21 protein-coding genes are annotated in these 23761 nt (G+C 53.0%); 7 read left to right on the top strand and 14 right to left on the bottom strand.

Features of this window, described 5'->3' with window-relative positions; all coding sequences use genetic code 11:
- Positions 1-10: 10 nt before the first annotated feature.
- The 4 genes from yqiA to nudF are packed head-to-tail and all read right to left on the bottom strand — an operon-like array spanning position 11 to position 2538.
- Positions 11-589 (bottom strand): esterase YqiA, encoded by a 579-nt coding sequence (gene yqiA / locus L4D79_RS25840; protein WP_428655884.1) that lies wholly within the window; start codon positions 587-589, stop codon positions 11-13.
- On the bottom strand, positions 590-1414 hold the full coding sequence (cpdA, locus tag L4D79_RS25835) for a 3',5'-cyclic-AMP phosphodiesterase (RefSeq protein ID WP_428655882.1): 825 nt from the start codon (positions 1412-1414) through the stop codon (positions 590-592). It abuts the gene before it with no gap.
- A gap of 30 nt (positions 1415-1444) precedes the next feature.
- Positions 1445-1873, bottom strand: a complete 429-nt coding sequence (locus L4D79_RS25830; protein WP_428655879.1) for a DUF1249 family protein — start codon at positions 1871-1873, stop codon at positions 1445-1447.
- 26 nt (positions 1874-1899) lie between these two features.
- The gene (gene nudF / locus L4D79_RS25825; protein ID WP_428655877.1) at positions 1900-2538 is read right to left on the bottom strand and encodes an ADP-ribose diphosphatase; all 639 of its coding nucleotides are present in this window, start codon (positions 2536-2538) and stop codon (positions 1900-1902) included.
- Positions 2539-2816: 278 nt separating this feature from the next.
- Here nudF and tolC point away from each other — a divergent pair, with 278 nt between their 5' ends.
- Positions 2817-4097 (top strand): outer membrane channel protein TolC, encoded by a 1281-nt coding sequence (gene tolC / locus L4D79_RS25820; protein WP_428655874.1) that lies wholly within the window; start codon positions 2817-2819, stop codon positions 4095-4097.
- A gap of 88 nt (positions 4098-4185) precedes the next feature.
- Here tolC and hldE read toward each other — a convergent pair whose 3' ends face one another.
- The 3 genes from hldE to L4D79_RS25805 form a co-directional block, all read right to left on the bottom strand.
- Positions 4186-5616 (bottom strand): bifunctional D-glycero-beta-D-manno-heptose-7-phosphate kinase/D-glycero-beta-D-manno-heptose 1-phosphate adenylyltransferase HldE, encoded by a 1431-nt coding sequence (gene hldE / locus L4D79_RS25815; protein ID WP_428655872.1) that lies wholly within the window; start codon positions 5614-5616, stop codon positions 4186-4188.
- A gap of 139 nt (positions 5617-5755) precedes the next feature.
- Positions 5756-8611, bottom strand: coding sequence for a bifunctional [glutamate--ammonia ligase]-adenylyl-L-tyrosine phosphorylase/[glutamate--ammonia-ligase] adenylyltransferase (gene glnE / locus L4D79_RS25810; RefSeq protein ID WP_428655870.1), 2856 nt, complete (start codon positions 8609-8611; stop codon positions 5756-5758).
- A 162-nt stretch (positions 8612-8773) separates the two neighbouring features.
- Positions 8774-10375: a methyl-accepting chemotaxis protein gene (locus tag L4D79_RS25805; protein WP_428655868.1), complete on the bottom strand. Its 1602-nt coding sequence runs from the start codon at positions 10373-10375 to the stop codon at positions 8774-8776.
- Positions 10376-10550: 175 nt separating this feature from the next.
- Here L4D79_RS25805 and L4D79_RS25800 point away from each other — a divergent pair, with 175 nt between their 5' ends.
- Positions 10551-11309 carry a potassium channel family protein gene (locus L4D79_RS25800; protein WP_428655866.1) on the top strand — a complete coding sequence of 253 codons (759 nt, stop codon included), beginning with the start codon at positions 10551-10553 and terminating at the stop codon, positions 11307-11309.
- 56 nt (positions 11310-11365) lie between these two features.
- On the opposite strand, the gene L4D79_RS25795 is transcribed toward L4D79_RS25800, so the two are convergent.
- The gene (locus tag L4D79_RS25795) at positions 11366-12883 is read right to left on the bottom strand and encodes a CYTH and CHAD domain-containing protein (protein ID WP_428655864.1); all 1518 of its coding nucleotides are present in this window, start codon (positions 12881-12883) and stop codon (positions 11366-11368) included.
- Positions 12884-13067: 184 nt separating this feature from the next.
- Here L4D79_RS25795 and L4D79_RS25790 point away from each other — a divergent pair, with 184 nt between their 5' ends.
- From L4D79_RS25790 to L4D79_RS25780, 3 genes are all read left to right on the top strand, one after another.
- The gene (locus L4D79_RS25790; RefSeq protein ID WP_428655859.1) at positions 13068-13748 is read left to right on the top strand and encodes a TIGR00153 family protein; all 681 of its coding nucleotides are present in this window, start codon (positions 13068-13070) and stop codon (positions 13746-13748) included.
- Between the two features lie 32 nt (positions 13749-13780).
- Entirely contained in the window at positions 13781-15049 is a 1269-nt protein-coding gene (locus L4D79_RS25785) for an inorganic phosphate transporter (protein WP_428655857.1), read from the top strand.
- A 128-nt stretch (positions 15050-15177) separates the two neighbouring features.
- Positions 15178-15792, top strand: a complete 615-nt coding sequence (locus L4D79_RS25780; RefSeq protein WP_428655855.1) for a TIGR04211 family SH3 domain-containing protein — start codon at positions 15178-15180, stop codon at positions 15790-15792.
- Positions 15793-15877: 85 nt separating this feature from the next.
- Here L4D79_RS25780 and L4D79_RS25775 read toward each other — a convergent pair whose 3' ends face one another.
- Positions 15878-16798: a general secretion pathway protein GspB gene (locus L4D79_RS25775; protein ID WP_428655852.1), complete on the bottom strand. Its 921-nt coding sequence runs from the start codon at positions 16796-16798 to the stop codon at positions 15878-15880.
- Positions 16798-18528: an ExeA family protein gene (locus L4D79_RS25770; protein WP_428655849.1), complete on the bottom strand. Its 1731-nt coding sequence runs from the start codon at positions 18526-18528 to the stop codon at positions 16798-16800. Before L4D79_RS25770 ends, L4D79_RS25775 begins: the two co-directional genes overlap by 1 nt.
- Positions 18529-18731: 203 nt before the next feature.
- Here L4D79_RS25770 and L4D79_RS25765 point away from each other — a divergent pair, with 203 nt between their 5' ends.
- A complete protein-coding gene (locus L4D79_RS25765) occupies positions 18732-19958 on the top strand; it encodes a multifunctional CCA addition/repair protein (protein ID WP_428655847.1) in 1227 nt (408 codons plus the stop codon).
- Between the two features lie 82 nt (positions 19959-20040).
- Here the strand turns inward: L4D79_RS25765 and L4D79_RS25760 are convergent, their stop codons facing one another.
- The 3 genes from L4D79_RS25760 to folB are packed head-to-tail and all read right to left on the bottom strand — an operon-like array spanning position 20041 to position 21691.
- Positions 20041-20844, bottom strand: coding sequence for an undecaprenyl-diphosphate phosphatase (locus L4D79_RS25760; RefSeq protein WP_428655844.1), 804 nt, complete (start codon positions 20842-20844; stop codon positions 20041-20043).
- 8 nt (positions 20845-20852) lie between these two features.
- Complete coding sequence (gene folK / locus L4D79_RS25755; RefSeq protein ID WP_428655842.1) at positions 20853-21341, bottom strand: 2-amino-4-hydroxy-6-hydroxymethyldihydropteridine diphosphokinase; 489 nt, start codon at positions 21339-21341, stop codon at positions 20853-20855.
- Positions 21338-21691 carry a dihydroneopterin aldolase gene (folB, locus tag L4D79_RS25750; protein WP_107299591.1) on the bottom strand — a complete coding sequence of 118 codons (354 nt, stop codon included), beginning with the start codon at positions 21689-21691 and terminating at the stop codon, positions 21338-21340. The genes folK and folB overlap by 4 nt, the downstream gene beginning before the upstream one ends.
- Positions 21692-21905: 214 nt before the next feature.
- Here folB and plsY point away from each other — a divergent pair, with 214 nt between their 5' ends.
- Positions 21906-22529: a glycerol-3-phosphate 1-O-acyltransferase PlsY gene (gene plsY / locus L4D79_RS25745; protein ID WP_428655840.1), complete on the top strand. Its 624-nt coding sequence runs from the start codon at positions 21906-21908 to the stop codon at positions 22527-22529.
- Between the two features lie 50 nt (positions 22530-22579).
- On the opposite strand, the gene tsaD is transcribed toward plsY, so the two are convergent.
- A complete protein-coding gene (tsaD, locus tag L4D79_RS25740; protein ID WP_428655838.1) occupies positions 22580-23602 on the bottom strand; it encodes a tRNA (adenosine(37)-N6)-threonylcarbamoyltransferase complex transferase subunit TsaD in 1023 nt (340 codons plus the stop codon).
- Positions 23603-23761: the final 159 nt, after the last annotated feature.

Below are 23761 nucleotides of genomic sequence, written 5' to 3'. Positions count from 1 at the left end.
TAGGAAGGTATTACAGCCCCAAGAATTGAATGATTTGTTCAGGGTAACGATCGAATCCGACAAAACTGTGATCCCCTTCGGGCTCAACGGTTTGTCGGCAGGCCGAGTATTTCTCGACAGCCTGGCGATAATCCAGCACTTCGTCACCTTCTTGTTGCAGCAGCCACAGCTGCTCGGGGCGGCTAAGTTGGGCCACATCCATCTGGCGCAGTTCATCCATATGTTTGGGCTCAAGGAAATAACGTTCACCCGTATAAGGGTTTTCCTGCTCGCCTAAATAGTCCTGCAGCAGTTCATAAGGCTTAACTGCTGGGTTAACCAAGACTGCAGGCAACTGATATCGGTCATTGAGCCATGTGGAAAGGTAGCCTCCCAGCGAACTGCCGACCAAAGCTATCTGGTATTCATGACGCCATGATTGCACCAGCTCATCAATAAATGCCGCCGCCTCCAAAGGATAGCAAGGCATTTGCGGGATCTCGACCCGGATATCTGGCCGCTCACGCTGGCAGTATTCCGCCATCTGGGTTGCCTTGAGCGATTTCGGTGAGCTATTAAAACCATGGATATACAGTAGCAACGGCTTCATCTAGTAACCTGCAGATTCAAAATTAGGTGTAAAGTCATGGCCTTCCAAACGACAAACCTGGGTCTCTAGCTGCCCATCACTATGCAAAACAAGGTAGCGCCACCCCGGACTTTTCTGGTCCAAGGCAAAGTCATGGGAGTCAGGCTGGAACTGGATACAGGTCGACGGTGTCGCTAGCACCCTCACCCCTTGCTGGACGCGATCAAGCTCTTGGTGAATATGGCCACACAAAATCGTCTTCACCTGCGGGTAGCGCCCAATCACCTGCCAGAACGGTTCACTGTTATGCAGCTGGTGCTGATCCAACCAAGAGCTTCCGGCTGGTAGCGGGTGATGGTGCAGGAGAACCAGTGCATGGCGTTCCGGCTGGGCTGATAACGCCTGCTCCAGCATCTCAAGCTGAGTCTGGCTCAGCTCGCCATGGGGGACCCCCCGGACCTGGCTGTCGAGCAGGATCACCTGCCAATACTCGCCGGCCAGCACCTGATGGCAAGGCTTGATTTGCGCTGAAGGCAAAACCGCTTGCATGCTCGGCTGGTAGTCATGATTTCCCGGCAGCCAGAAACATGGCTGCGACCAGCGAGCAATACCATCGCAAAAGCGCTGGTAGGAATGTTCAGTATGATCTTGTGAAATGTCGCCCGTTGCCACGATGGCATCAAAAGGACGCGCAGCAACATCTACCGCATCTAGAACGGCATGAAAACTGTCTTTCGTCGCAACGCCCAACAAACTTCCGCCATCGTCGGCAAAAAGGTGGGTATCGGTAATTTGCAGGAGAACCACACTATCGCGGTTCGTCTGTGGCAGAGTAAAAGTCTGCAAAACGTCAAAAACCTTGTCTATCTGATTCTGTTAACAAACCGACTGTCTGCTGATCCCGTTTTTTAGGCAGTATGCCAACCAGTCTCCCAGAAAACGGTTAACCTGATGCTTTTCATCTTTCTGGTGCATCCGCATATTGGGGTAATCATACCTTGGCTTCAGACGCGAAGTCTGCTGAGCGGAACACACTTCTGCGACCCTGGCATCGTGGTATAACCTGATCGTCATTTTCGGGATCAGGTAATCCGGCAGCGATTCCTCTGCCTCAAGAAGCAGTTCAACTACCGTGGTATAGCGGGTCGACTCAATAATGGTCAGATGATATTCCTGTTCCGAAACACAATAAATGCATTGGTCGCCGACCTGATCGCTTTTTGGCAGCAATGGGAGCAGCTTCGCATAGTTGGTTTCGTAGAGTCGCATGATACCAGCAAAATCAACAGTGTATCTTCTATTCAATCGGCATCCTCAGTGGTCGTGGTCGGCTAAGGAGCAGCTTGCAACCGAGTGTAGTTCAATTGCAACCATTGCAGAGCAATGATCGAGGCTGCATTCTCAATTTTACCAGATTCTACCCAGTGGTAGGCATCTTCTCGAGAGACCACATGCACTTTGATGTCTTCACCCTCCTCTGCCAAACCGTGGATACCGCCGGCGAGGGTACTGTCAACCTCACCCACAAAGATATCCAACGTTTCGGAGCAACCACCGGAGCTTGACAGATAACGGGTAATTTTATGCAACGGTCCGACATCAAGACCGGCTTCTTCCTCGGCTTCTCGGCGTACTACCTCGGCAGGTTGCTCGCCGGGTTCGATTATGCCGGCTACAATCTCCAGCTGCCAAGGCGAACAGCCCTCGGCGGCAAAAGCGCCGACCCGGAACTGCTCAACCAGCACGACACGGTCGGTCGCGGGATCATACGGCAACATGGCGGCAGCATGGCCGCGCTCAAACAGTTCGCGGTCCATTGGCTCACTCCAGCCACCTGCAAACAAGCGGTGGCGGAAACGGTACTTCACCATGCTGAAAAAACCTTTGAACAATGACTCCTGCTCGATGACATCGACATCACTAGCAGAAAACTGTTCCGGGCCACTGTTCTTACTTGCTGTTTTTGCCATATTTTTATCCCTTTGGCCCTTGCTAACACGGCTTCCGGCCGGCGAAAGCGTATATGATTCCATCCCCGACAAGGAACGGCAATGATTTAATTCAACATTTATGACAATAATTATGATTTTTTTTAAGTCGTTTTTGCCAGCGAACAGATTAGAATCACAAATAATCCAGTAAAATATCGTAAAATAAAGTAAATTGTTCAATGATCAGTTTCACGCAAGGAAACATAGGTTAAACTGGAGCCTTGCTCTTATTTTTGTCAGGACCAGGATAGGCATTCATGAAAAAATTGCTTCCGCTTATTGTTAGCTTTGCGCTTGGCGGTCTTAGCCATACTGCACTGGCTGATGATCTCGCCGAAATCTACCAACAAGCAAAACAAAATGACCCTCAGCTGCTGCGCGCGGCTGCCGATAAAGATACTGCGTTCGAAGCGATTAACTCAACCCGAAGCGCACTGCTACCACAGATCAACCTAACAGCTGGCTATAACGTCTCCCGTATGGATGGCGATGCCGATGGTTTCAACGGCGGTCTAAGCCTAGACCAGTCGATCTACAACCGTGCCAGCTGGGTAAACCTAGATATCAGCGAGAAGGTTGCCCGCCAGAGCGATGCATTCTATGCAACCTCTCAGCAAGGCCTGATCCTGCGTGTTTCTGACGCCTACTTTGCCGTGCTTCGCGCAATGGACGACCTAGAATTCGTCCGTGCAGAGAAAGCCGCTGTTGGCCGCCAGCTAGAGCAAACCAAACAGCGCTTCGAGGTTGGCCTATCAGCTATCACCGACGTACACGATGCTCAAGCTCAGTACGATAGCGTGCTGGCTGATGAGATCTTGGCAGAAAATGCCCTGACCAACAGCTACGAAGGCCTACGTGAGATCACCGGTCAAGAGCACACCGACCTGAGCATTCTGGACACTCGTCGATTTAGTGCCAGTGCCCCTCAGTCTCGCGTGGAAAGCCTGCTTAAAGATGCCGAGACAGAAAACCTTAGCCTGTTGACCTCCCGCATCTCACAAGATATTGCCCGTGATGAAATCACCCTGGCAGAATCTGGCCACTTGCCAACCCTGTCTTTCAATGCAGGTTATAACTACGACGAAAAAGCTAACGCTGACGACGGTACACTGAACGCAGGGATCAACCTGGCGCTACCTGTCTACACCGGTGGCCGCGTGACTTCTGAAGTGAAGCAGGCTCAATTTGGTTATGTTGCTGCCAGTGAAGATCTGGAAGGCTCTTACCGCAGTGTCGTAAGAGACGTTCGCGCCTTCTACAACAACATCAACGCGTCAATTGGTGCCCTACGCGCTTACCAACAGTCTGTCGTTTCTGCCCAGTCGGCACTTGAAGCAACCGAAGCCGGTTTCGATGTTGGTACCCGTACGATTGTTGACGTACTGGATGCGACCCGCCGCCTCTATGATGCCAACCGCCAGCTGGCCAATGCCCGCTACGATTACATCATCAGCCAACTTCAGCTAAAACAAGCTGTGGGCTCACTGAGCGAGCAAGACGTCGTGGACGTGAACGCCGGTCTAGTGAAAGCGAAATAATCGCAACCTAGCATAAAAAGCCAGGCATAAAAAAGCGCTATCAGCAATGATGGCGCTTTTTTATTGTCTTGATAAGGTCTTAAGGCGACTAGCCTCGACCCCCTTTGATGGCCTCTATGATTTCAGTTGTCGAGCAACCATCTTCGAAGTTCAGTACCAATACCTGACCACCAGCAGCAATCACTTCCTGACCACCGGCAATCTCTTCCGGCTTGTAATCGCCCCCTTTCACCAGCAGAGTCGGTAAAATTTCACTGATCAAACGCTGCGGCGTTTCTTCACTGAATGGCACCACCCAGTCAACCGCGCCCAAGCCTGCCAATACCGCCATACGGCGATCTTCAGGGTTGACCGGACGGCCAGGGCCTTTGAGTGCCTGTACCGAACTGTCAGAGTTCACTGCGACAATCAGGCGGTCACCCAATTTTGCCGCCTCATTCAGGTACGCCACATGACCGGCATGCAAAATATCGAAGCAGCCATTGGTCATCACGACTTTCTCACCACGCGCACGGGCTGTTCTCACCGCCTGCTTGAGCTGGGCTTCGCTGATCACACCAAAGCCGCTGTCCTGGCTACCATGGATCGCTTCAGTTAGCTCAATGGTCGATAGAGTCGAGGTACCCAGCTTGCCAACCACAACACCTGCCGCGGCATTCGCCAGTTTGCATGAGTCCGACAGCGACTTACCCGCCGCCAGCGACGCTGCCAGTACCGAAATAACCGTATCACCGGCACCGGTCACGTCATACACTTCTTTGGCCTGCGTAGGCATATGCAGCGGCTCTTGGCCTCTTTGCAGCAACGTCATACCATGCTCACTGCGAGTCACCAGCAATGCATCGAACTCATAGCGCTCGATCAGCGCCAGACCTTTTTCGACCAAATCTTGTTCCGATAGGGTTTTACCCGCCACCGTTTCAAATTCCGACAGATTAGGAGTCAACAGGGTTGCACCACGATAGCGCTCGAAGTCCGCCCCTTTCGGGTCAACCATCACCGAGATACCAGACTTGCGCGCCAACTGGATCATCGCCTGCACATGCTCAAGGGCACCCTTGGCATAATCAGACAGCACCACCACCTTGCTTGAAGACAGTGCTTGCTCCATACGCGGCAAAATCATATCTGCGGGCACGTTATGGAAACCTTCTTCGAAATCCAAACGGATCATCTGCTGGCCACGGCTCATCACGCGCAACTTGGTAATTGTCGGGTAATCCGGCAAGGTCACGAAATCACAGCGCACATCCAGTGACGACAGTTTTTCAGACAGCGCACGGGCTGGCTCATCAATACCGGTCAAGCCAACCAATCGGGCGTGACCACCCAGTGCTGCAATATTCATCGCCACGTTCGCGGCGCCACCCGGACGCTCCTCAACCTGATCAACTTTCACCACAGGAACGGGGGCTTCAGGGGAAATACGGCCTGTCGGCCCATACCAGTAGCGATCCAGCATGACATCACCCACGACCAGCACGCCTGCTTGATCATAATCAGGAAGAGTCAGTTTCATTTTTTTCTCCGGGATTGTGTTAACCCCCAAATATTAACACAAAGCCAAATTAGCATGCATCTGCTCAGGGGATTTCAACGTTGATTCAATCACAAAGAGCGAGGCTATCGCTCACTCTTGCCTCTTATCTGTCACCCTTTTAGGCATCGGGTTCCAGCAATGCCTGCCAGATCTGCTGTACCGCTAGGCGTTCAGCCGAAAACCGGCCCTCTTCCACGTAGGCCGGTAAACCAAGCAGGCTCAGGCGATGAATTTCATCACGCATCACACAGTAAGCTTGCTTGAGCTGTATCGCTTGCTCCGGGGCCAAAATATCGTAGTCCGCCATGGTCTCGAACAAACGGACATTATCAGACCAACGGGTCAGGGCTTTTTCCTCTGCGGCATGCCGCAGCACCAAATACTGGGCCAAAAACTCAACATCGGTGATCCCACCTTCATCTTGCTTGAGACCGAACATGCCCGCCTTTTTGCTCCCCAGGTGTTCACGCATCTTATGGCGCATCGCCACCACATCCTTGCGCAAAGGGGCGGGCTCTCGAGGGGACATCAAAATCGTTTGCCTCACTGACGCGAACGCCTGCTTAAGCGGGGTATCGCCAAATATCATTCTGGCTCTTACCAAGGCCTGATGCTCCCAGGTCCATGCTTCTTTCTGTTGGTAGTCGGAAAATGCATCCATGGTGCTTACCAACAGCCCAGAGGCGCCGGATGGGCGTAGCCGCATATCGACTTCATACAGCACGCCCGAGGCAGTACGGGTGGAGAACAGGTGGACAATTCGCTGGGCCAGGCGCAGGTAGAACTGACGACCGTCGATTTCTTTGCGACCATTGGTATAGACGTTATCCGGGCAGTCATGCAGGAACACCAAATCCAAATCCGAACCATAGCCCAGCTCCCAGCCTCCGACCTTGCCATAGCCCAATACCGCAAACCCGCGTCCGCTTCGCTCGAGCAGGTGGGTCGGCTCGCCGTATTTTTCTGCCATCTGCAACCAGGCCTGATTAACCACCGCCGCGACAATCGCCTCGGACAGATAGGTAAGGTGATCACTCACCTTCATCAGTGGCAACGCCCCAGCGATATCAGCGGCCGCAATGCGCAGCAGTTGGGTCTGCTTGAACTGGCGGATCGCCTCCATCTGCTGCTCCATATCCTCTTCCGGGATCCGGGCGAGGAATTCACGCAGCTCATCGCCATAATGCTCCAACGGCGTGGGGTTATACAGGTGCTGAGGATCGAGTAGCTCATCGAGCAAGATCGGATACTGGGCCAGCTGGGTCGCCACCATAGGACTGGCCGCACACAAACGTACCAACTGCTCCAGAGCCGCCGGGTGCTCACTGAGCAACTCGAGGTAAGTCGTCCGGGTTGCTATCCGGACGATCAGCTTACACACCCGCTCCAGCACCGCCGGGGCATCATCTCGGGTGACAATCAACATTAATACCGTCGGCATTAACTTGGCCAAGACCTCACGACCCCTTGGCCCGAGGGTGCGCTTGGAAAGCTCGGCTTTCATATTAGTCAAAATAGCAAACTGGCTGTCTGCCTCAGGAGCGTTGATCTCGGCTAGGATCGCTGTCACGACATCGGCGTCTTTGATCATTGCCCACATTTCATGAAATTGGGCGGTGGCTTCGCTTTGTGGCTCTTCCTCATCGGCGCCGATGATGTCCTCGAACACCTCATGGATCGCAGCCATACGCTGGCTCACGGCCTGCTCCAGCCCGGACCAGTCCTCAAACCCCATCGCCAAGGCCAGCCTATATTGATCCAACGGTTTATCCGGTAGGGTCTGGGTCTGCATATCGTCGATTGCCTGTAGCAAATTTTCCAACCGGCGTAAAAAGGCATAGCCCTGATCCAAGTCATCGACCTGCTTCTCAGGCAGTAACCCTTGTGTTTTGATCGCCTGCAGGGTTTCGCGTAAACCACGGCCACGCAACTCAGGCGTCCGACCGCCGCGGATCAACTGGAATGACTGGGCGATAAACTCCACTTCGCGGATCCCACCCGGCCCGAGCTTGATATTATTGGTCAAGCCTCGGCGGCGAACTTCGCTGCTGATCATGGCCTTCATTCGTCGCAATGACTGAATAGCACTAAAGTCGATATAGCGGCGGAACACAAACGGCCTCAGCATCTGGCGCAGCTCCTGATACTGGGAGAAGCTTTCTTTGCCCATCACTCGGGCCTTGATCATGGCATAACGCTCCCAGTCACGTCCCTGCTCCTGGTAGTAATCTTCCAATGCAGCGTAGCTCATCACCAAGGGGCCACTATCACCAAACGGACGCAGCCGCATATCGACCCGGTAGCAAAACCCATCAAACGTTTGCTGATCGAGCGCCTTGATCAAGCGCTGTCCCAAGCGGGTAAAGAACTGGGCATTGGCTAGGCTTCGCCGTCCGCCCTGGGTCTCACCGTTTTCCGGGTAGGTGAAGATCAAATCGATATCAGACGAGAAGTTCAGCTCACCACCGCCTAGCTTGCCCATCCCAAGGATCAACATAGGCTGCGCTTCGCCATTACTGTTCATCGGAGTGCCCCACTCCCGGCAGCATTGGGCATAGAGCCAATTGTAGACTTCCATGATCATTGCCTCAGCCAGCATAGAGAGGTGGTTAAGGCTTAAATCCAATCTGTTGCGGCCGATAAAGTCACGCCATGCTATCCAGACCATTTCGCGGTGACGGAACTGACGCAAGACCCGCATCATGCCCGCTTCATCACTCACGGCTACCAACAGCTGAGCAAGCTCGGACCGGTAACTTTCTGCCCGCTCAGTATCATCCAAATGCAGGGCAAGCCAAGGTAACAAGGTAGCATCGCGAACGACCGACGCGGTCACAAAGTCACTGTAAGCCAAGACTTGCTTAAGCTCATTGAGCTTGCTCTGCGGCCAGTCTGCAATTGCATCAGGCTGGGCACTGTTAACCTTGTCCCACGCCTTTTCCATCGCGGTTTGGAAGTGATCCTGCACAGTCATAGGGGTTCCTTTTCAAATACTTGTCGTCTTATCTGCCCAGCAAGTGATAGCGAACAAAGCCTTACTCACAAGCTGGATATTAATTGTCCTTACGATAGCACAACGCCCACCATAGGCGGGCGTTGATTTGGCTGAAAACCAGTACGGTGCTAAGCCATTAATCTACACATGGAAGGCCTGGATTTTCTTTTCCAGTTCAGAGGCATGATCCTGCATGGCATCCGATGTTTCCGATAGCTCAGTGACCACCACAACCGATGCCTCCACCAGCTCACGGACGTTGGTCAGGTTCTGGTTCATCTCATCGGCTACGGTGCTCTGCTGCTCGGCTGCCGAGGCAATCTGGAAGTTCATGTCATTGATCAGGCTGACCTGCTCAACTATCTTATCCAGCTCCCCACCGGCACTGGTCACCAGATCAACCCCCTCAGCAGCTTCAACGACACTTTGCTCCATCAAGCCAACAGCCTGCTGGGCACTGGATTGCAACTGGGAAATCATCTCTTGGATCTCAACGGTGGCCGTCTGGGTACGCTGGGCAAGGTTGCGGACTTCATCGGCCACCACAGCAAAGCCCCGCCCGGCGTCGCCAGCACGGGCAGCTTCGATAGCCGCATTGAGCGCCAGCAAGTTGGTCTGCTCGGAAATGCTTTGGATCGTGACAATCACGCTGCCAATCTGCTCAACGCGCTCTTCCACTTGGTTAACAGCATTGGCTGATTGACTGATGTCCTGTGACAACTGGTTAATCGTGCCTATTGTCTGTGATACGAACTGCTGACCCTGTACGGCTTGGCCTGACGTCCCTTCGGTTGCACTTGATGCCTCGCGGGCGTGCTCGGCAACGGTTTGCACGGTCGAGGTCATTTCGCTCATTGCCGACGCCAACTGGTCGATTTCGTTGAATTCTTCCTGCGCCGACTCCTTAGTTTCCACCATGCTGATTGACATCACCTCGGCAAGACCGGCTAGCTCACCGGCGGCATCACGCTGGTTAGAAATCACCTCACGCAGCTGAAGACGGGTTTTCTCCAGCTCCCTGGCCAAATCGCCATATTCATCACGGCATTCCATGACAATTGGCTGAGTCAGATCACGGGCGGCCAGACGTTGGATGCTGTCAGCCAAGTACCGGGTCTGGCGCAGCATGACATGGGAGCCCCCCAGTAGGATCACCACAAAAGCAATGATCATCAATGCCGTTTGCCATGCCACCTGCATCAAATAGTGCTGATAGTAAGCATCTGCCTCTGAAGCTGGCTGGGAAGCCACAACTACCCAATTAAGGCGCGGTAATTCAACCGCATATTCAAACCGGGACTGATCGGAAAAGTTCAGGCTGGCCTGTCCCGCCAATTGCTGCAAGGCACGATTCAGACTCCCCAGACTGTCGACATTACCCTGCAATTCAGACAGGGCATTGACGGCTGGGTGGCCGATGACTTTATTGCTTCCCCGCTCCACCAGGTAGACATAAGCTTCACGATTCATCGCTGCTGCCTGGGCGGCAACCACACTTTCCACCAAAACAACATCCTGCTGGCTATCCGATGGCAAAGCCTGTATCACGGCCGCCGTTGCCAGCGCTTGCTCTTTCGCCCTGTCCTGCTGGATTTCCACTACCGATTGATAGAAGGTGCTGGCATCCCAAAGCTGCTTGCCAACCAGTAGGATGGTACTGAACACCATCAGCAATAACAGCTTGGGAACCAAGCGAATATTTGTCAGCCCTTTTTCCCATGGCTTGAAAACCATTTTGGTCATGTGGTATCTCCATATATTCTTATTACGCCCCAGAGCAAGAGTTACTTGGTCATCCAAATGACCTATAGTCATGCACGGGGAAGCGGGGAGTCGGTGCCTAGAAATCTATTTATTTTTCGCACCGAAACAATAAACCTCATTCTATCTATCGGCTGCGCAGTTAAAAAATTTAATGATGAAAAAGATCGACCACGTCAAATATGAACTCAATCCGATGAGCCTGATGTCACTGGTGCTGTCGTTTGTATCACTGACTATTGTCACCACCATGATTTTCCTGCCCAAGCAGAGTAACGGTTATTTGCTGCTACTTGGCATCGACACCTTTATCTGTCTGGTATTCTGGTGCCAGCTGCTGGCGGACTTTTTCCGCAGCAAGGAGAAACTACATTACCTCAAAACCCACTGGCTCGACTTTATTGCCAGCATTCCGATTATCGAGCAAATCCGTTTTGCTCGCTTGTTGCAAGTCTTCCGGGTGATCCGCCTGATCCGCTCCAGCCACCAAGTCCTCAACCAAATCCGCAGCAATCGCCGTGAAGCCACCGTCGCCAGTATATTCTTGCTGTTGACGGTGTTGGTCTCGGTCGGCTCAGCCCTGATGCTGATCCTTGAGGGTAATGTACCGGAGTCCAATATCAAGGACGCCAGCGACGCGCTATGGTGGGTTTTCGTGACGATTTCCACGGTGGGCTATGGCGACCACTACCCAGTAACCGTGATGGGGAAGGTACTGGCAGCCGTCATTATCATCTGTGGGGTCGGCTTGTTCGGTATGGTGGCTGGCTTGGTCAGCTCCATTATCTCCGATCCGGAGCAGAAGAAAGAAAAAGACGATGCTCGCCACGAACGAGAATGGCAGGCGATGCTGACAAACCAACAGCGGCTAATAGAGCGCCTCGAAGCGATAGAAAAGAAAATAGATAAGAAATAGCGGCTAAAAAAACACCCGGCGCATGGCCGGGTGTTGATAAGCAGTCGATGTAGCACTTACGGCCAGTATGGAACCAATTCAATCCCCATCTGGCGGGTCTGATCCATCGCGTGGATCAGTGATTCTTCCTTGCGCTGTAACCATTTCTCTAGCTGGCTACGATCCTCTTCATCATCCTGTTGGCCCAACCGCTGGCGAATAGGTTCAAGATGGCGCAGATCTTCAATGCCCTGCAACAAATCCAGCCAAGGCATCCGAAATACCAAGCGTTTGTCTTCTTCGTATAAAGAAGCAAAGCTCAGGCCACTCATCAGGTTGCGGACCAAGCGCGGTTGCTGATCAAGATAATCAACCCGGTTTAGCTGCCGCTCAGCCGGAAAGACATCCAGCAGCTCTTGCCACGAGCGAGCCAACATATTATCGGCAAAGCCTTTGACCGGTTCGGCCAGGCGAGCCCGAGACTTATCATCGAGGAACGGCTGCCAACCACGGCTTAAGAGCCAACGGCTCAGGTCCAGCAGCAGGCCACAATAGCGGGCCGAGCTCAGCAGCAACAACATTTCATTGTCATCAGGCAGATCCGCCTGAACCACTTCAAGCTGCTTAACCAGTTGCTTGCGCGCATTTAGCTTTTTCAGGGCGTGGCCCTTTTCCGCCAGCAAATAATCCAAACCGGCCGCTTCATCTAGCCAGTCCAGTTCGCCTTCCAGCCACTGCAATTCCTGACGCAGCAGGGCACTGGCCCGACGCGGGATCATGCCACCGAAAGTGACCAAGGTCTGACGGAGCAAGCCCAGTGCCTGCTGGATTTGCACCAGCGCTGCTGGCTCTTGGCGCTCGGCAAAGATTTGTTCATGGTAATGCCAATGCCCCAGCGCATGCTCGAGCGTTTTGACAAACACCGTTTCCACTGATTCGCTGCCATCGAGTTGGACCGAAGCCAGCTGAGCCACATCATCACCCTGATAGCCTGCCGCCAGGCGGTAGCCCCGCGCCGCTTTGCTCAGGTTGCCCAGCCGCATGCCGCCGTCGACGCACAATTCACGGGCCAAGGTAAACAAGGCATCGGTCTGGCCGGACTTCAGCTCGAGTTCGACTTCACAAATTGGCGAAGTTTGGCCGTTAGCACTGACTTCCCCCTGATCGAAGGCTAACTCTACCTGGCTGCCATCCGGCATGGCGACGAGCCATTGCTGGCGGACAAAATCAGTAGAGAATAATGGCTGCAGTTGCTGCTGGGTACGCTCGATATCAAACCCCTCCGGCCAGGCATCAGCAGGATGCAGGCAGAGAGCGGGAACGGTACTCTTGGTTTCGGCATTGTATTCCGGACGCTGGTGCAATCCGGCGACCACGCGGCCCGCGGTCTTCAATGTTTGGACAAATACATCATCAAAACGACGGATCCGAAGACCGATGTCGTGCTGGCGAAGAATTTGGTCTGGGGTGTCGAAGTAGACATTGCCTAACTCACGACGACTTTGCTGCAGAACTTTCGCTTCAGCGATTTTTTTTTGTAGCTGGCTCGAAAATTCTGGTGAGACGAAAAACTTCAGTTCTATCTCAGTTTCCATAGTTCTACCTATAAACAGTGGCAAAGCAAGGATATTGGCAATTGCACTCCGGGGCAAGCATGAAATATCAACAAAACCTTGATCGAAATTAGTTCCCCTATACTTACTTATGCGTTACCATGCGCGCCTTAATGACCATCGCTCAAGAATTAGCCACTTAAGGCACTTTCTAGGTTATTCGGCTATGCCAGTAAATACTATTATGGGGCTATTTGCTAAGTCCCCAATCAAACCATTGCAACGTCACGTTACTCGTGTAAATGATTGTTGTGAACTACTTGTCCCTTTCTTCGAAGCCTGTAAGGCGGGTGATTGGGAGCAAGCGGCTGTCCTGCGCGAGCAAATTTCCCAGCTTGAAAAAGATGCGGATGTGCTCAAGCGTGAAATCCGTTTGAAACTTCCTCGTGGTCTGTTCATGCCAGTCGATCGTACTGACATGTTAGGCCTGCTGACCCAACAAGATAAGCTTGCTAACCTGTCGAAAGACATTGCAGGTCGCGTCTTAGGTCGCCAGCTTCAGATTCCTTCCGAAATGTATCCTGACTTTATTGCCTACGTTCAACGTTGTCTTGACGCCGCCAATCAGGCGAACCGAGTGATCAACGAACTGGACGAGCTTCTTGAAACAGGCTTTAAAGGTAGGGAAGTGACGCTTGTGGCAGAGATGATCAACCAGCTTGATGTTATCGAAGACGATACTGACAGCATGCAGATCTTGCTTCGCCAACAGCTCATGTCCATCGAAGACCAATACAGTCCGGTGGATATCATGTTCCTTTACAAGATTCTCGAGTGGGTTGGTGCTATTGCTGATCAGGCACAGCGTGTCGGCTCTCGTCTTGAAATCATGCTATCGCGCTCATAAGCGAAAGAATGTAACAAAAACAAGGTTTTACAATGGAAATCCTGGCTAACTACGGCACCATTCTTATTTTGGTGGCGGCTTTTTTTGGTCTATTGATGGCTATTGGTATTGGCGCAAACGATGTTGCTAATGCCATGGGTACCTCGGTTGGTTCGAAAGCACTAACCGTGAAACAAGCAATCATCATTGCGATGATCTTCGAGTTTGCGGGTGCCTACCTAGCAGGTGGTGAAGTAACAGATACCATCCGTAAAGGGGTAATCGAAACCTCTCTCTATGCTGCCAATCCTGAAGTATTGGTGTACGGCATGATGTCGGCCCTATTGGCTGCGGGTACTTGGCTACTGGTTGCATCCTATATGGGTTGGCCGGTGTCTACGACTCACTCCATTATTGGTGCCATCATCGGTTTTGCCTGTGTTTCAGCGGGAACAGAAGCTGTTGACTGGAGCTCGGTACAGGGCATCGTCGGTAGCTGGCTTATCACTCCGTTGATCTCGGGGCTGTTTGCTTATGCCATTTTCATTAGCGCCCAGCGCCTGATTTTCGATACCGATAATCCAATTGTAAATGCGAAGCGCTTTGTGCCTGTCTACATGTTCATGACCACGATTGTCATCGCTCTTGTGACTATCAAGAAGGGTCTGAAACATGTTGGTCTTCACCTTTCTAGCGGTGAAGCATGGGTTGCCGCTGTTGCAGTGTCACTCATTGTAATGGTGTTTGGTTACATTTATATTAATCGCAAGTACACAGATGACGGTACGTCAGTAGATAGTAACGGTTACGCTGGTGTTGAGCGTATTTTCAGCCTGCTGATGGTGGTTACAGCTTGTGCGATGGCCTTTGCCCACGGCTCTAACGACGTAGCCAATGCTATCGGTCCTCTTTCTGCCGTTGTCTCTACTGTTCAGAATATGGGTGAAATCACGGCCAAGAGCCAAATCGCTTGGTGGATCTTGCCATTAGGTGGTATAGGTATCGTTGTCGGCCTGGCAACCATGGGCCACAAGGTTATGGCGACCGTTGGTACCGGTATTACCGAACTAACACCGAGCCGTGGCTTTGCTGCACAGCTAGCGACCGCATCAACCGTTGTACTTGCTTCTGGTACAGGTCTTCCTATTTCAACCACCCAGACCCTAGTCGGTGGTGTCATTGGTGTTGCCTTTGCCCGCGGTATCGCAGCATTGAACCTTGGTGTGGTACGTAATATCGTTGCCTCTTGGGTTGTTACCCTGCCTGCTGGCGCCCTGCTTGCAGTCATTTTCTTCTACGCAATGCAAGCAGTGTTTGGTTAAACACCGTCAAAGCGGGCTCAAGATCAAAAGAGGGAGGCGATGCCTCCCTCTTTTCTTGCACCCAACGCACAAAATTCTTAGACTTTGCCTCTTAGAGAAAAACAGGCTCTCCCCCAAGGAATCAAATTGTGAAGCAGCTAATCAGCTTACTATTATTCGCTTGTGCAATGGCGACCATGCCTGCACAGGCCCAAACTCGGTATATCTCCGACAATCTATTTACCTATATGCACAATGGGCCAAGCACCCAATACCGCATTATGGGCAGTGTGAACGCCGGTACCAAGGTAGACCTACTGGAAACCAACCGCGAGACGGGGTTTAGTAAAGTCCGGGATAACCGCGGTCGTACCGGCTGGGTTAACTCTGATTTTGTTTCACCGCAAGTTGGCCTGAAAGTGCGTTTTCCCGCCCTAGAGAAAGAGCTGACAGAAGTCAAAGCCCAACTTGAAGAAGCCCTTGAGTCAGGCGATGAGAAAACGGCTGGCCTGCAGAGCTCGCTCAAACTTCGTAACGAACAGATTTCTGATCTGGAAACCCAGAACGGTCAGCTGAACGAACAGCTGATGACATCACAAGCAGAGATCCGCGAGCTACGTGCCCGCCTGGATACACAAAAAGATGACTTGCTGATGCGCTGGTTCACCTACGGCGGTATGGTTGCCGGTGGCGGTTTGCTATTCGGTCTGGTTTTGCCTCACCTTATCCCTCGTCGCCGCAAGCGCAACAACGGTTGGGCATAATCTGGCTAACACCACAGATTCAAAAAAGGCAGCTTAGCTGCCTTTTTTATTGTCTCTTTTTCGATGGTTTAAATGCGCTTTATGGCTACCACTCCGACAGCGCCGGCATCGAAATCAGATAAGATTCAAAATCGAACACCACCTCGCGCGGATCAATGCGCCGTAATGTTACCCCGGGCGCAATCTCATCCCCTTCATAGGCTTCACTGCCGTTGACCTTCACCCACCGGCTGTTGGGCGCAGAAGAATAGATATGGGTCTGGAAATTCAGTGCCGGGATCCTATCTTGAACAGATGCAGGCAAATTACCAATGGATACCGCTGCCATCGGCTCCTGTGGCTTAGGCAATGATGGCAAGCGCTGTTCCTGCAGCAGTTGAGGTAGGGTTTCCCCGTCTCCGGTTGCAGCGATAGCAGAGCGTAGCTGACTGGCCAGCTCTGGGGATAGCTCGGAATAATCGAGCGCCTCAAGATCCCAGCTATCATCCACTGGCCGTTCTACCGACCTCCCCACTGGCATTGGTTCGCTTTCCCAACCACTAGGCTCATTGACGGCCTGCCCAACAGGCAATGAAGAGGAGGGCATCTGCGTGTAGCGGGCTCGCTGGGGCACTCTTGTCTGGCTCGGCAAAGGCTCGGTATACAGCTGAGGGTAATCAAGCGGTTCAATACCTTGTGGATAGGCGTGTGCTACCGGGGCAACGTCAACCACCGGCGGCAATATAGTGTCTGGTACAGAAACAGGTACGGCAATTGGCTGGACGGCCTCCGGCATCGCCACGCTAGCTGCGACAACCTGTCGCGCCGGTTTGACATCGACCTGCGGTGATGACAAAGACAAGTACCCCAAAATGCCGAGCACCGGCAGGGCAAATCCCAATCCCGGTAGCAACCATGGATTTGCTTGCTTGGGAGCAGGGCCTGTGCGGTAAGCCGCCCGTGACGAAACCGTTGCCGAGGCGCGCTGGGCATCTGACTGGGCCAGAGCTGAGAGTAACTTCGACATTAACTTTTCTCCGGTTGCAGGGTCGGCCCCGGCAAATTCAGTGCGGAATCAATCACCATCAGGGTACGAGGCCCGGCAATGCCATCCACCGATAAATCTTGTGCCCGCTGGAAACGGCGTAGTTTATTGAGCAGTGCCTGCTCAAAGGTATCCTGGTTCTCCGGCATGACCCCGAGTAACTGGCTCAGCTGGCGATCGAGCCACTGTACCCGGGGACCTTGCTGACCGTAGCGTATTGCCGTCTTCTCTCCCAGTGGCGGACGCCACAGCAAGGTATACTGGCCATCCCAGCGCCGTGACAGCCATTGCGCACTCACCGCAAAACGCTGACCAGCCAACAACAATTCAACCCTATCCTTACCGATGGCATAGATGGTGGCAAAAAATGCCTCTCCACTAGGCTCGTTAAGCGCCACGATGGCAGGGCGGTTGATCAGGGCCAGCTGCTCCAATGACCCATTGCCGTTAAAGCAACTAAGCTGAACACGGCTTCCCGACTCGCAATTGGCCTGGTTGAGCTGAGTACTGTAACCCCATAGGCTGTAGAGGGTTTGCATCGCGAGACGCTCGGATCCCGCTTGCTTGACGACCGCCAGCCACTGCGCCTGAGGGGACAGTGGCTGCGAGAAGGATGATGCCGAAGGTACTGGTGTAGGTGCCAGTACCGGCTTGGCAGGCTGGGCCGTCGCGGCAGGGACTACCGCCTTGACCACTTCAGCCTTAACTGCAGCGGCTTCCGTTGCAACCACTTGCCCAGTTGCTGCCGGTTCTACCGGCAAGGCTGAACTTACGGGGAAAGACAGCAGTCCCGCCCCATATCCCACACCAACCGCGGTGATGATCCCAGCGGCCACGGCCACCAGCAAGGGTTTGCGTGAAGCCGAAGGGGCATCAAGCTGGCCCAGCGCGGTATATTGCGGTAGCTGCCAGCTCAGCACGTCACTGCAGGCTTGCTCTACCAGCTCTTTGTTCAGCAGAAGGGTCGATTGTTGGTGGGCCAGCTGCATCGACTTGTCACACACCAAGTTGATCAGCCTTGGGATCCCCCCTGTCGCCTTCGCAATCTGCTTGGTCTGGGCCGGAGGGAACACCTCATGCAGGCAGTCCACCGCCTGCAAACGGTAATGGATATATTCCCGCACTTCCTCTTCTGTCAGTGGCAACAAGTGATAACGGGAGGTGATACGCTGGGCTAGCTGGCGTAACCTGTCTTGCTGCAATAGCTGTTGCAGCTCTGGCTGACCGACCAGGACCACCTTGAGTAGCTTGACACTATCTGTTTCAAGGTTGGTCAATAGACGCAGTTGCTCCAACACTTCCGGCAGCAGGTGCTGGGCTTCGTCGATGAGCAGCAGGGTCTGGCGTCCTTCACGATGGTTGGCCAGCAAGTGCTGGTAGATCCCATCAGTCAGGATTTTGATCGTCGCTTCATCGTTATATTCAATGCCGAGTTCATCGCAGAGGCTGGCGAGTAATTCCCGGGTCGAGAGCGACGGGTTCATGATGATCGCCACCTGGGTTTCCTGGGGCAGGCGCGATACCAGTGCCCGCAGAACAGTTGTCTTGCCAGTGCCGACCTCGCCGGTCAATAAACCGAAGCCGCCCCCTCCATTGAGGCTGGACAACATATGGGTCAGTGCTTCGCGGTGGCGCTCACTGAGGTACAGAAAGCGTGCGCTGGGCACAATTGAAAATGGTGACTCGGTGATCCCAAAAAAGTCCTTGTACATGCCATTTGATCTCTTATTGTTGGCCTGGAAGGGGAAGCCCCTACGTTACCTGTCCCTTTACTGAATGTATAGCCCTTCAGCTCAAGCCTGACAAGCGTTTAGCCTTTAAACCGCGGCCTATAGCAAGCCATTCGTGAGAGCCTTTGAGGTTTGGTATACTCGACAGATAACAGTCTGCAGTCAGAACGAAAAAGGATAAAACAGTGCAAACGTATTTAGTTGGCGGGGCTGTCCGTGATGCCCTGCTTGAATTGCCAGTGAAAGACAAAGACTGGGTTGTTGTGGGGACCACCCCGGAGCAAATGCTGAAGCAAGGTTACAACCAAGTAGGCAGCGACTTCCCGGTATTCCTGCACCCAAAAACCAAGCAAGAGTATGCCCTTGCCCGCACCGAGCGTAAGTCCGGCCAAGGATATACCGGCTTTATCTGCTATTCAGCACCGGATGTCACTCTGGAGCAGGATTTAATGCGCCGTGATTTGACCATCAATGCCATTGCCCAAGCGCAAGACGGTTCCCTGATTGATCCCTATCATGGCCAGCAAGATCTCGCATTGCGCCAACTTCGCCATGTCTCGCCCGCCTTTGTCGAAGATCCATTAAGGGTTCTGCGCGTTGCTCGCTTTGCCGCCCGTTTTGCCCATCTTGGCTTTACCGTCGCCCCCGAAACCATGTCGCTGATGCAGGATATGGTTGTTGCCGGCGAGCTGTCCGCGCTAACACCAGAGCGGGTCTGGATCGAGTGGGAAAAGTCACTGCAGTCAGACAATCCGGAGATCTTCCTCAAAGTCCTGCGCCAGTGTGGTGCCCTTGCGGTGATCATGCCTGAAATCAACGCCTTATTTGGTGTTCCCCAGCCAGAGAAATGGCACCCGGAAATCGACTGCGGTATCCACACCCTGCTGGTCGCTGAGCAAGCCGCGGGCCTCAGCACTTCCAAGGTGATCCGCTTTGCCGCCCAGGTTCATGATCTTGGTAAGGCCCTAACCCCAAAAGAAGAGCTACCGAGCCACAAAATGCACTGCCACACCGGACTCGTTGCGATACGCGAGCTATGTCAACGCTTACGGGTACCCAATGAGTACCGCGATATTGCCTTGATGGTCTGTGCCCAGCATACCAAATTGCATTTTGCTGCCGAGCTACGCCCAGCAACCTTCATCAACATTTTCGATCAAATCGATGCCTGGCGTAAGCCTGAGCGGGTGGCACAATTGGCGACCTGCTGTCGAGCGGATGTGCGTGGACGTACCGGTTTTGAAAATGATCCCTACCCACAGGCCGATATCTTCGAGGGTGCCTTTGCCGCAGCCCAATCTGTCGAAGTAAAGCCCATCGTCGCAGCTGGATACAAAGGCAAGGAAATCAAAGAGCAACTGGCATTGAGACGCGCGGATGCGGTGACTGCGGCACTGGCCACTTTACGCTAGCGCATACGCCAAACTACTAGCCAAAAAGAAAAAGCCCGGCAAGATCATTGCCGGGCTTTCTATATCAATCGCTGACTGCGGGTTACTGAGTGACCAAAAACGCAATCAAGCCCACACCAAGCAGCAGACGGTAAACCACAAACGGGAACATGCCCAAGCGGGTCACCAGTTTGAGGAACGCATGGATACAGGCGTATGCACTGACAAAAGACACCGCGATACCAATCATCAAAGCATCAATCTGAATCGGCGCGCCACTCGCCACCAACTTCATACCTAGGTAACCACCCGCCAGCAAGATGATAGGAATAGACATCAGGAACGAGAAACGTGCTGCGGCTTCACGGGTGAAGCCCAAGTAAAGCGCCGCCGTCATAGTGGCACCAGAGCGTGAAGTCCCTGGGATCATCGCCGCGGCCTGTGCCAGACCGATAAACAGTGAACGTTTCCAATCAGCTTGGTACTCATCGTCTTTTTGCGGGGCACGAACATCCACCCACCACAGCAACAAACCAAAAAAGATGGTAGTGCAGGCAATCACCCACGCCGAGCGCAAATAGATCTCGATGATATCTTTCATGAACAGGCCAAAGAGACAGGCCGGGATCGTCGCCAGTACAATCATCCACGCCAGCTTGGACTCGGCACTGTGCTCCTTTTTGAAAATAGAGCTGATCCACGCCGACAGCAGGGCAACCACTTCCTTGCGGAAGTACCAGATCACTGCGGCCAGGGTACCAACATGGACCGCTACATCAAACGCCAAGCCTTGATCATCCCAACCCAGAATGGCAGAAGGCAAAATCAAGTGAGCCGAGCTCGAAATCGGCAAAAATTCAGTCAATCCCTGGATCAGGGCCAGCACAAAGGCTTCAAAATAACTCATCACAATCCCTAAACAACAAAATGATGCTCTACAGGCCAAAGGGCCTGTTCAAAACGAGAAGCATGCCAAAGCTCGGTGACCGTACGGCCATCACCCGGGATCACCCGGTGTGGGCACAGCTCCATCAAAGGCTGCAGCACGAAGGCGAACTTATAAATATCACTACGAGGGAGAACCGGGTAAGCGTCCTGCACGGTGTCACCGTATAGGAGGATATCCAGATCCAAGGTACGACTTTGATTTTTGACCGCATCGGGTGAGCGGCCATGTTTCAACTCTAGCTGCTTCAACGCGTGCAGCAGTGTATCCAATGACAAAGACGTTTCGATGACAGCGACACAATTAAAAAAGTTCGGCCCGCTAAACCCTACCGGCTCCGCTTCATAGATGGTCGACACCTTCATCCCCGCACCAAGCTGGCTCAAGCCAGCCAAACCGGCCTGCAGGTAGTGTTCGCGATCAATGTTTGAGCCAAGGCTGATATAGACCGAGGTCACTTGCTTCCTCGCTCGATCACAACCCCCACACCACGGGCATTGGCCACCGCACCGGGCTTGGTCACCCGAACTTTGATCCATGGTACCGAGAACTGGGTCATGATCAGGTTAGCGATCTCCTCGGCCACCCGCTCAACCAACAAAAAACGGCCATTTTGAATATGCTGTGTCACAGCATCGCTCACCGCTGCGTAATCCAAGGCATAGGCGACATCATCACTTTGTGCAGCAGGACGATTATCGTGCGCCATTTCCAAATCAAGCACCAATTTCTGCTTGATTTCCTGTTCCCAGTCATACACACCAATGGTGGCGATGACTTCTAGATGTTCGATAAATACTGAATCCATGTTCAATCGCTAATTTAGTTAGAGGTCGGATACCTAATTTGAGCAAAAACGCGTATTATCAGGTCGTAATCGTCAATATACTATGATCTTGATTTATATGATCATCGTGTTGCCTATCGGCGTTGGCTGAGCACTATACCATATGCCGGCCCACGCATCATGGCAGACGAGAGATAAAATCGGCGGCTTAAGGCCACTAGCGACAGGACCTTACATGACACCACTTGTACTCATGATCATTATCGGCGCCTACCTGCTGGGTTCAATATCCAGTGCCGTCCTGATCTGCCGCCTGTACGGCCTGCCGGATCCGCGAGAAAACGGCTCGGGTAACCCCGGGGCGACCAATGTCTTGCGTCTGGGTGGACGCGGAGCAGCCGCTAGCGTGCTGGTGTGCGACATCCTCAAGGGGATGCTGCCGGTATGGCTTAGCTACTTTATCGGAGTCAACCCGTTCATGCTGGGGTTCATCGGGATCGCCGCGTGTCTCGGTCATATCTATCCGATCTTCTTTCATTTCCGAGGCGGAAAGGGGGTAGCCACCGCTCTAGGCTCACTGGCTCCCATCGGCTGGGATTTAAGCGGCTTGCTGATCAGCACCTGGGTACTGACCGTGCTGGTAACCGGTTATTCTTCGCTAGGCTCCATGGTCACGGCCCTTGCCGCACCGCTGTTTACTTGGTGGGTCAAACCCGAATACACCATGCCTGTGGCCATGCTGTCATGCCTTATCGTCTTACGCCATCACGACAACGTACGTCGCCTGCTGGAAGGTGAGGAAAGTAAAATTTGGCATAAATTCCAACGCAAAAACAAAACAACCCCGCCACAAGACTGAGTCACAGCTTGCCGCAGGGTTGCTTATCTAGCCCATCTTTTTAAACCGCTTTATTCGCCTTGAATAGGTTTAAGCTGATCAATAGGCCAACGTGGGAAGGCTTTCACTCCCAAATCCATTGTCTCTTGGTTTTTCAGGCGCTGCATACCGGCAAAGGCGATCATCGCCCCATTATCTGTACAGAATTCGGTACGCGGATAGAATACTTCACCGCCCATCTTCACCATCATGGCTTCCAGCTGCTCACGCAGGTGCTTGTTAGCACTCACACCACCGGCAATCACCAAGCGCTTGAATCCCGTCTGCTTAAGAGCACGCTTACATTTAATCGCCAAGGTATCGACCACGGCTTCCTGGAATGCGTAAGCAATATCGGCGCGGGTCTGCTCGTCATCGTCATTGGCACGGATAGTATTGGCCGCAAATGTCTTCAGGCCAGAAAAGCTGAAATCCAATCCCGGACGATCAGTCATCGGGCGCGGGAACTTAAAGCGGCCTGCTGTGCCTTTGTCTGCCAGGCGCGACAGCAACGGGCCGCCTGGGTAGTCCAGCCCCATCAGCTTGGCCGTTTTATCAAATGCTTCACCGGCAGCATCATCGATCGACTCACCCAAAATCTGGTACTCGCCAATGCCTTTGACTTCCACCATCATGGTGTGGCCCCCCGACACCAGCAGTGCCACAAATGGGAACTGGGGCGGGTTATCTTCCAGCATCGGGGCCAGCAGGTGGCCTTCCATATGGTGTACAGCGACAGCAGGTAAGTCCCAGGCATACGCCAGGCTTCGGCCTATCGTTGCCCCAACAAGCAGTGCGCCTACCAAGCCAGGGCCAGCAGTGTAAGCCACACCGTCTAAATCTGCAGGCGTCAAACCGGCATTGTTAAGCGCTTCCTTGATGAGCGGAATCGTCTTCTTGACATGGTCACGGGAAGCCAACTCAGGAACAACACCACCGTAATCGGCGTGCAGTTTTACCTGGCTGTAAAGCTCGTGTGCCAATAGGCCTTTTTCATCATCGAAAATAGCCACACCTGTTTCGTCACAGGAGGTTTCGATGCCCAGTATACGCATAACAACCTCTATACTTATGGTAATTGGGGGCCATACTACCGCCCTTGACAGAAATTAACCAGTTCAGGGTTGCAGAATGCTTTACAAATGCCCCCAGATCAGATTAGAATTTCGCACCATTTTTAATCAGCTGATACTTTAATGAACATCAGCATTAAC

The organism is Photobacterium satsumensis, assembly GCF_050336935.1.
GTDB classification, from domain to species: Bacteria; Pseudomonadota; Gammaproteobacteria; order Enterobacterales; family Vibrionaceae; genus Photobacterium; species Photobacterium satsumensis.
This window is presented reverse-complemented; position numbering and strand designations above follow the sequence as displayed.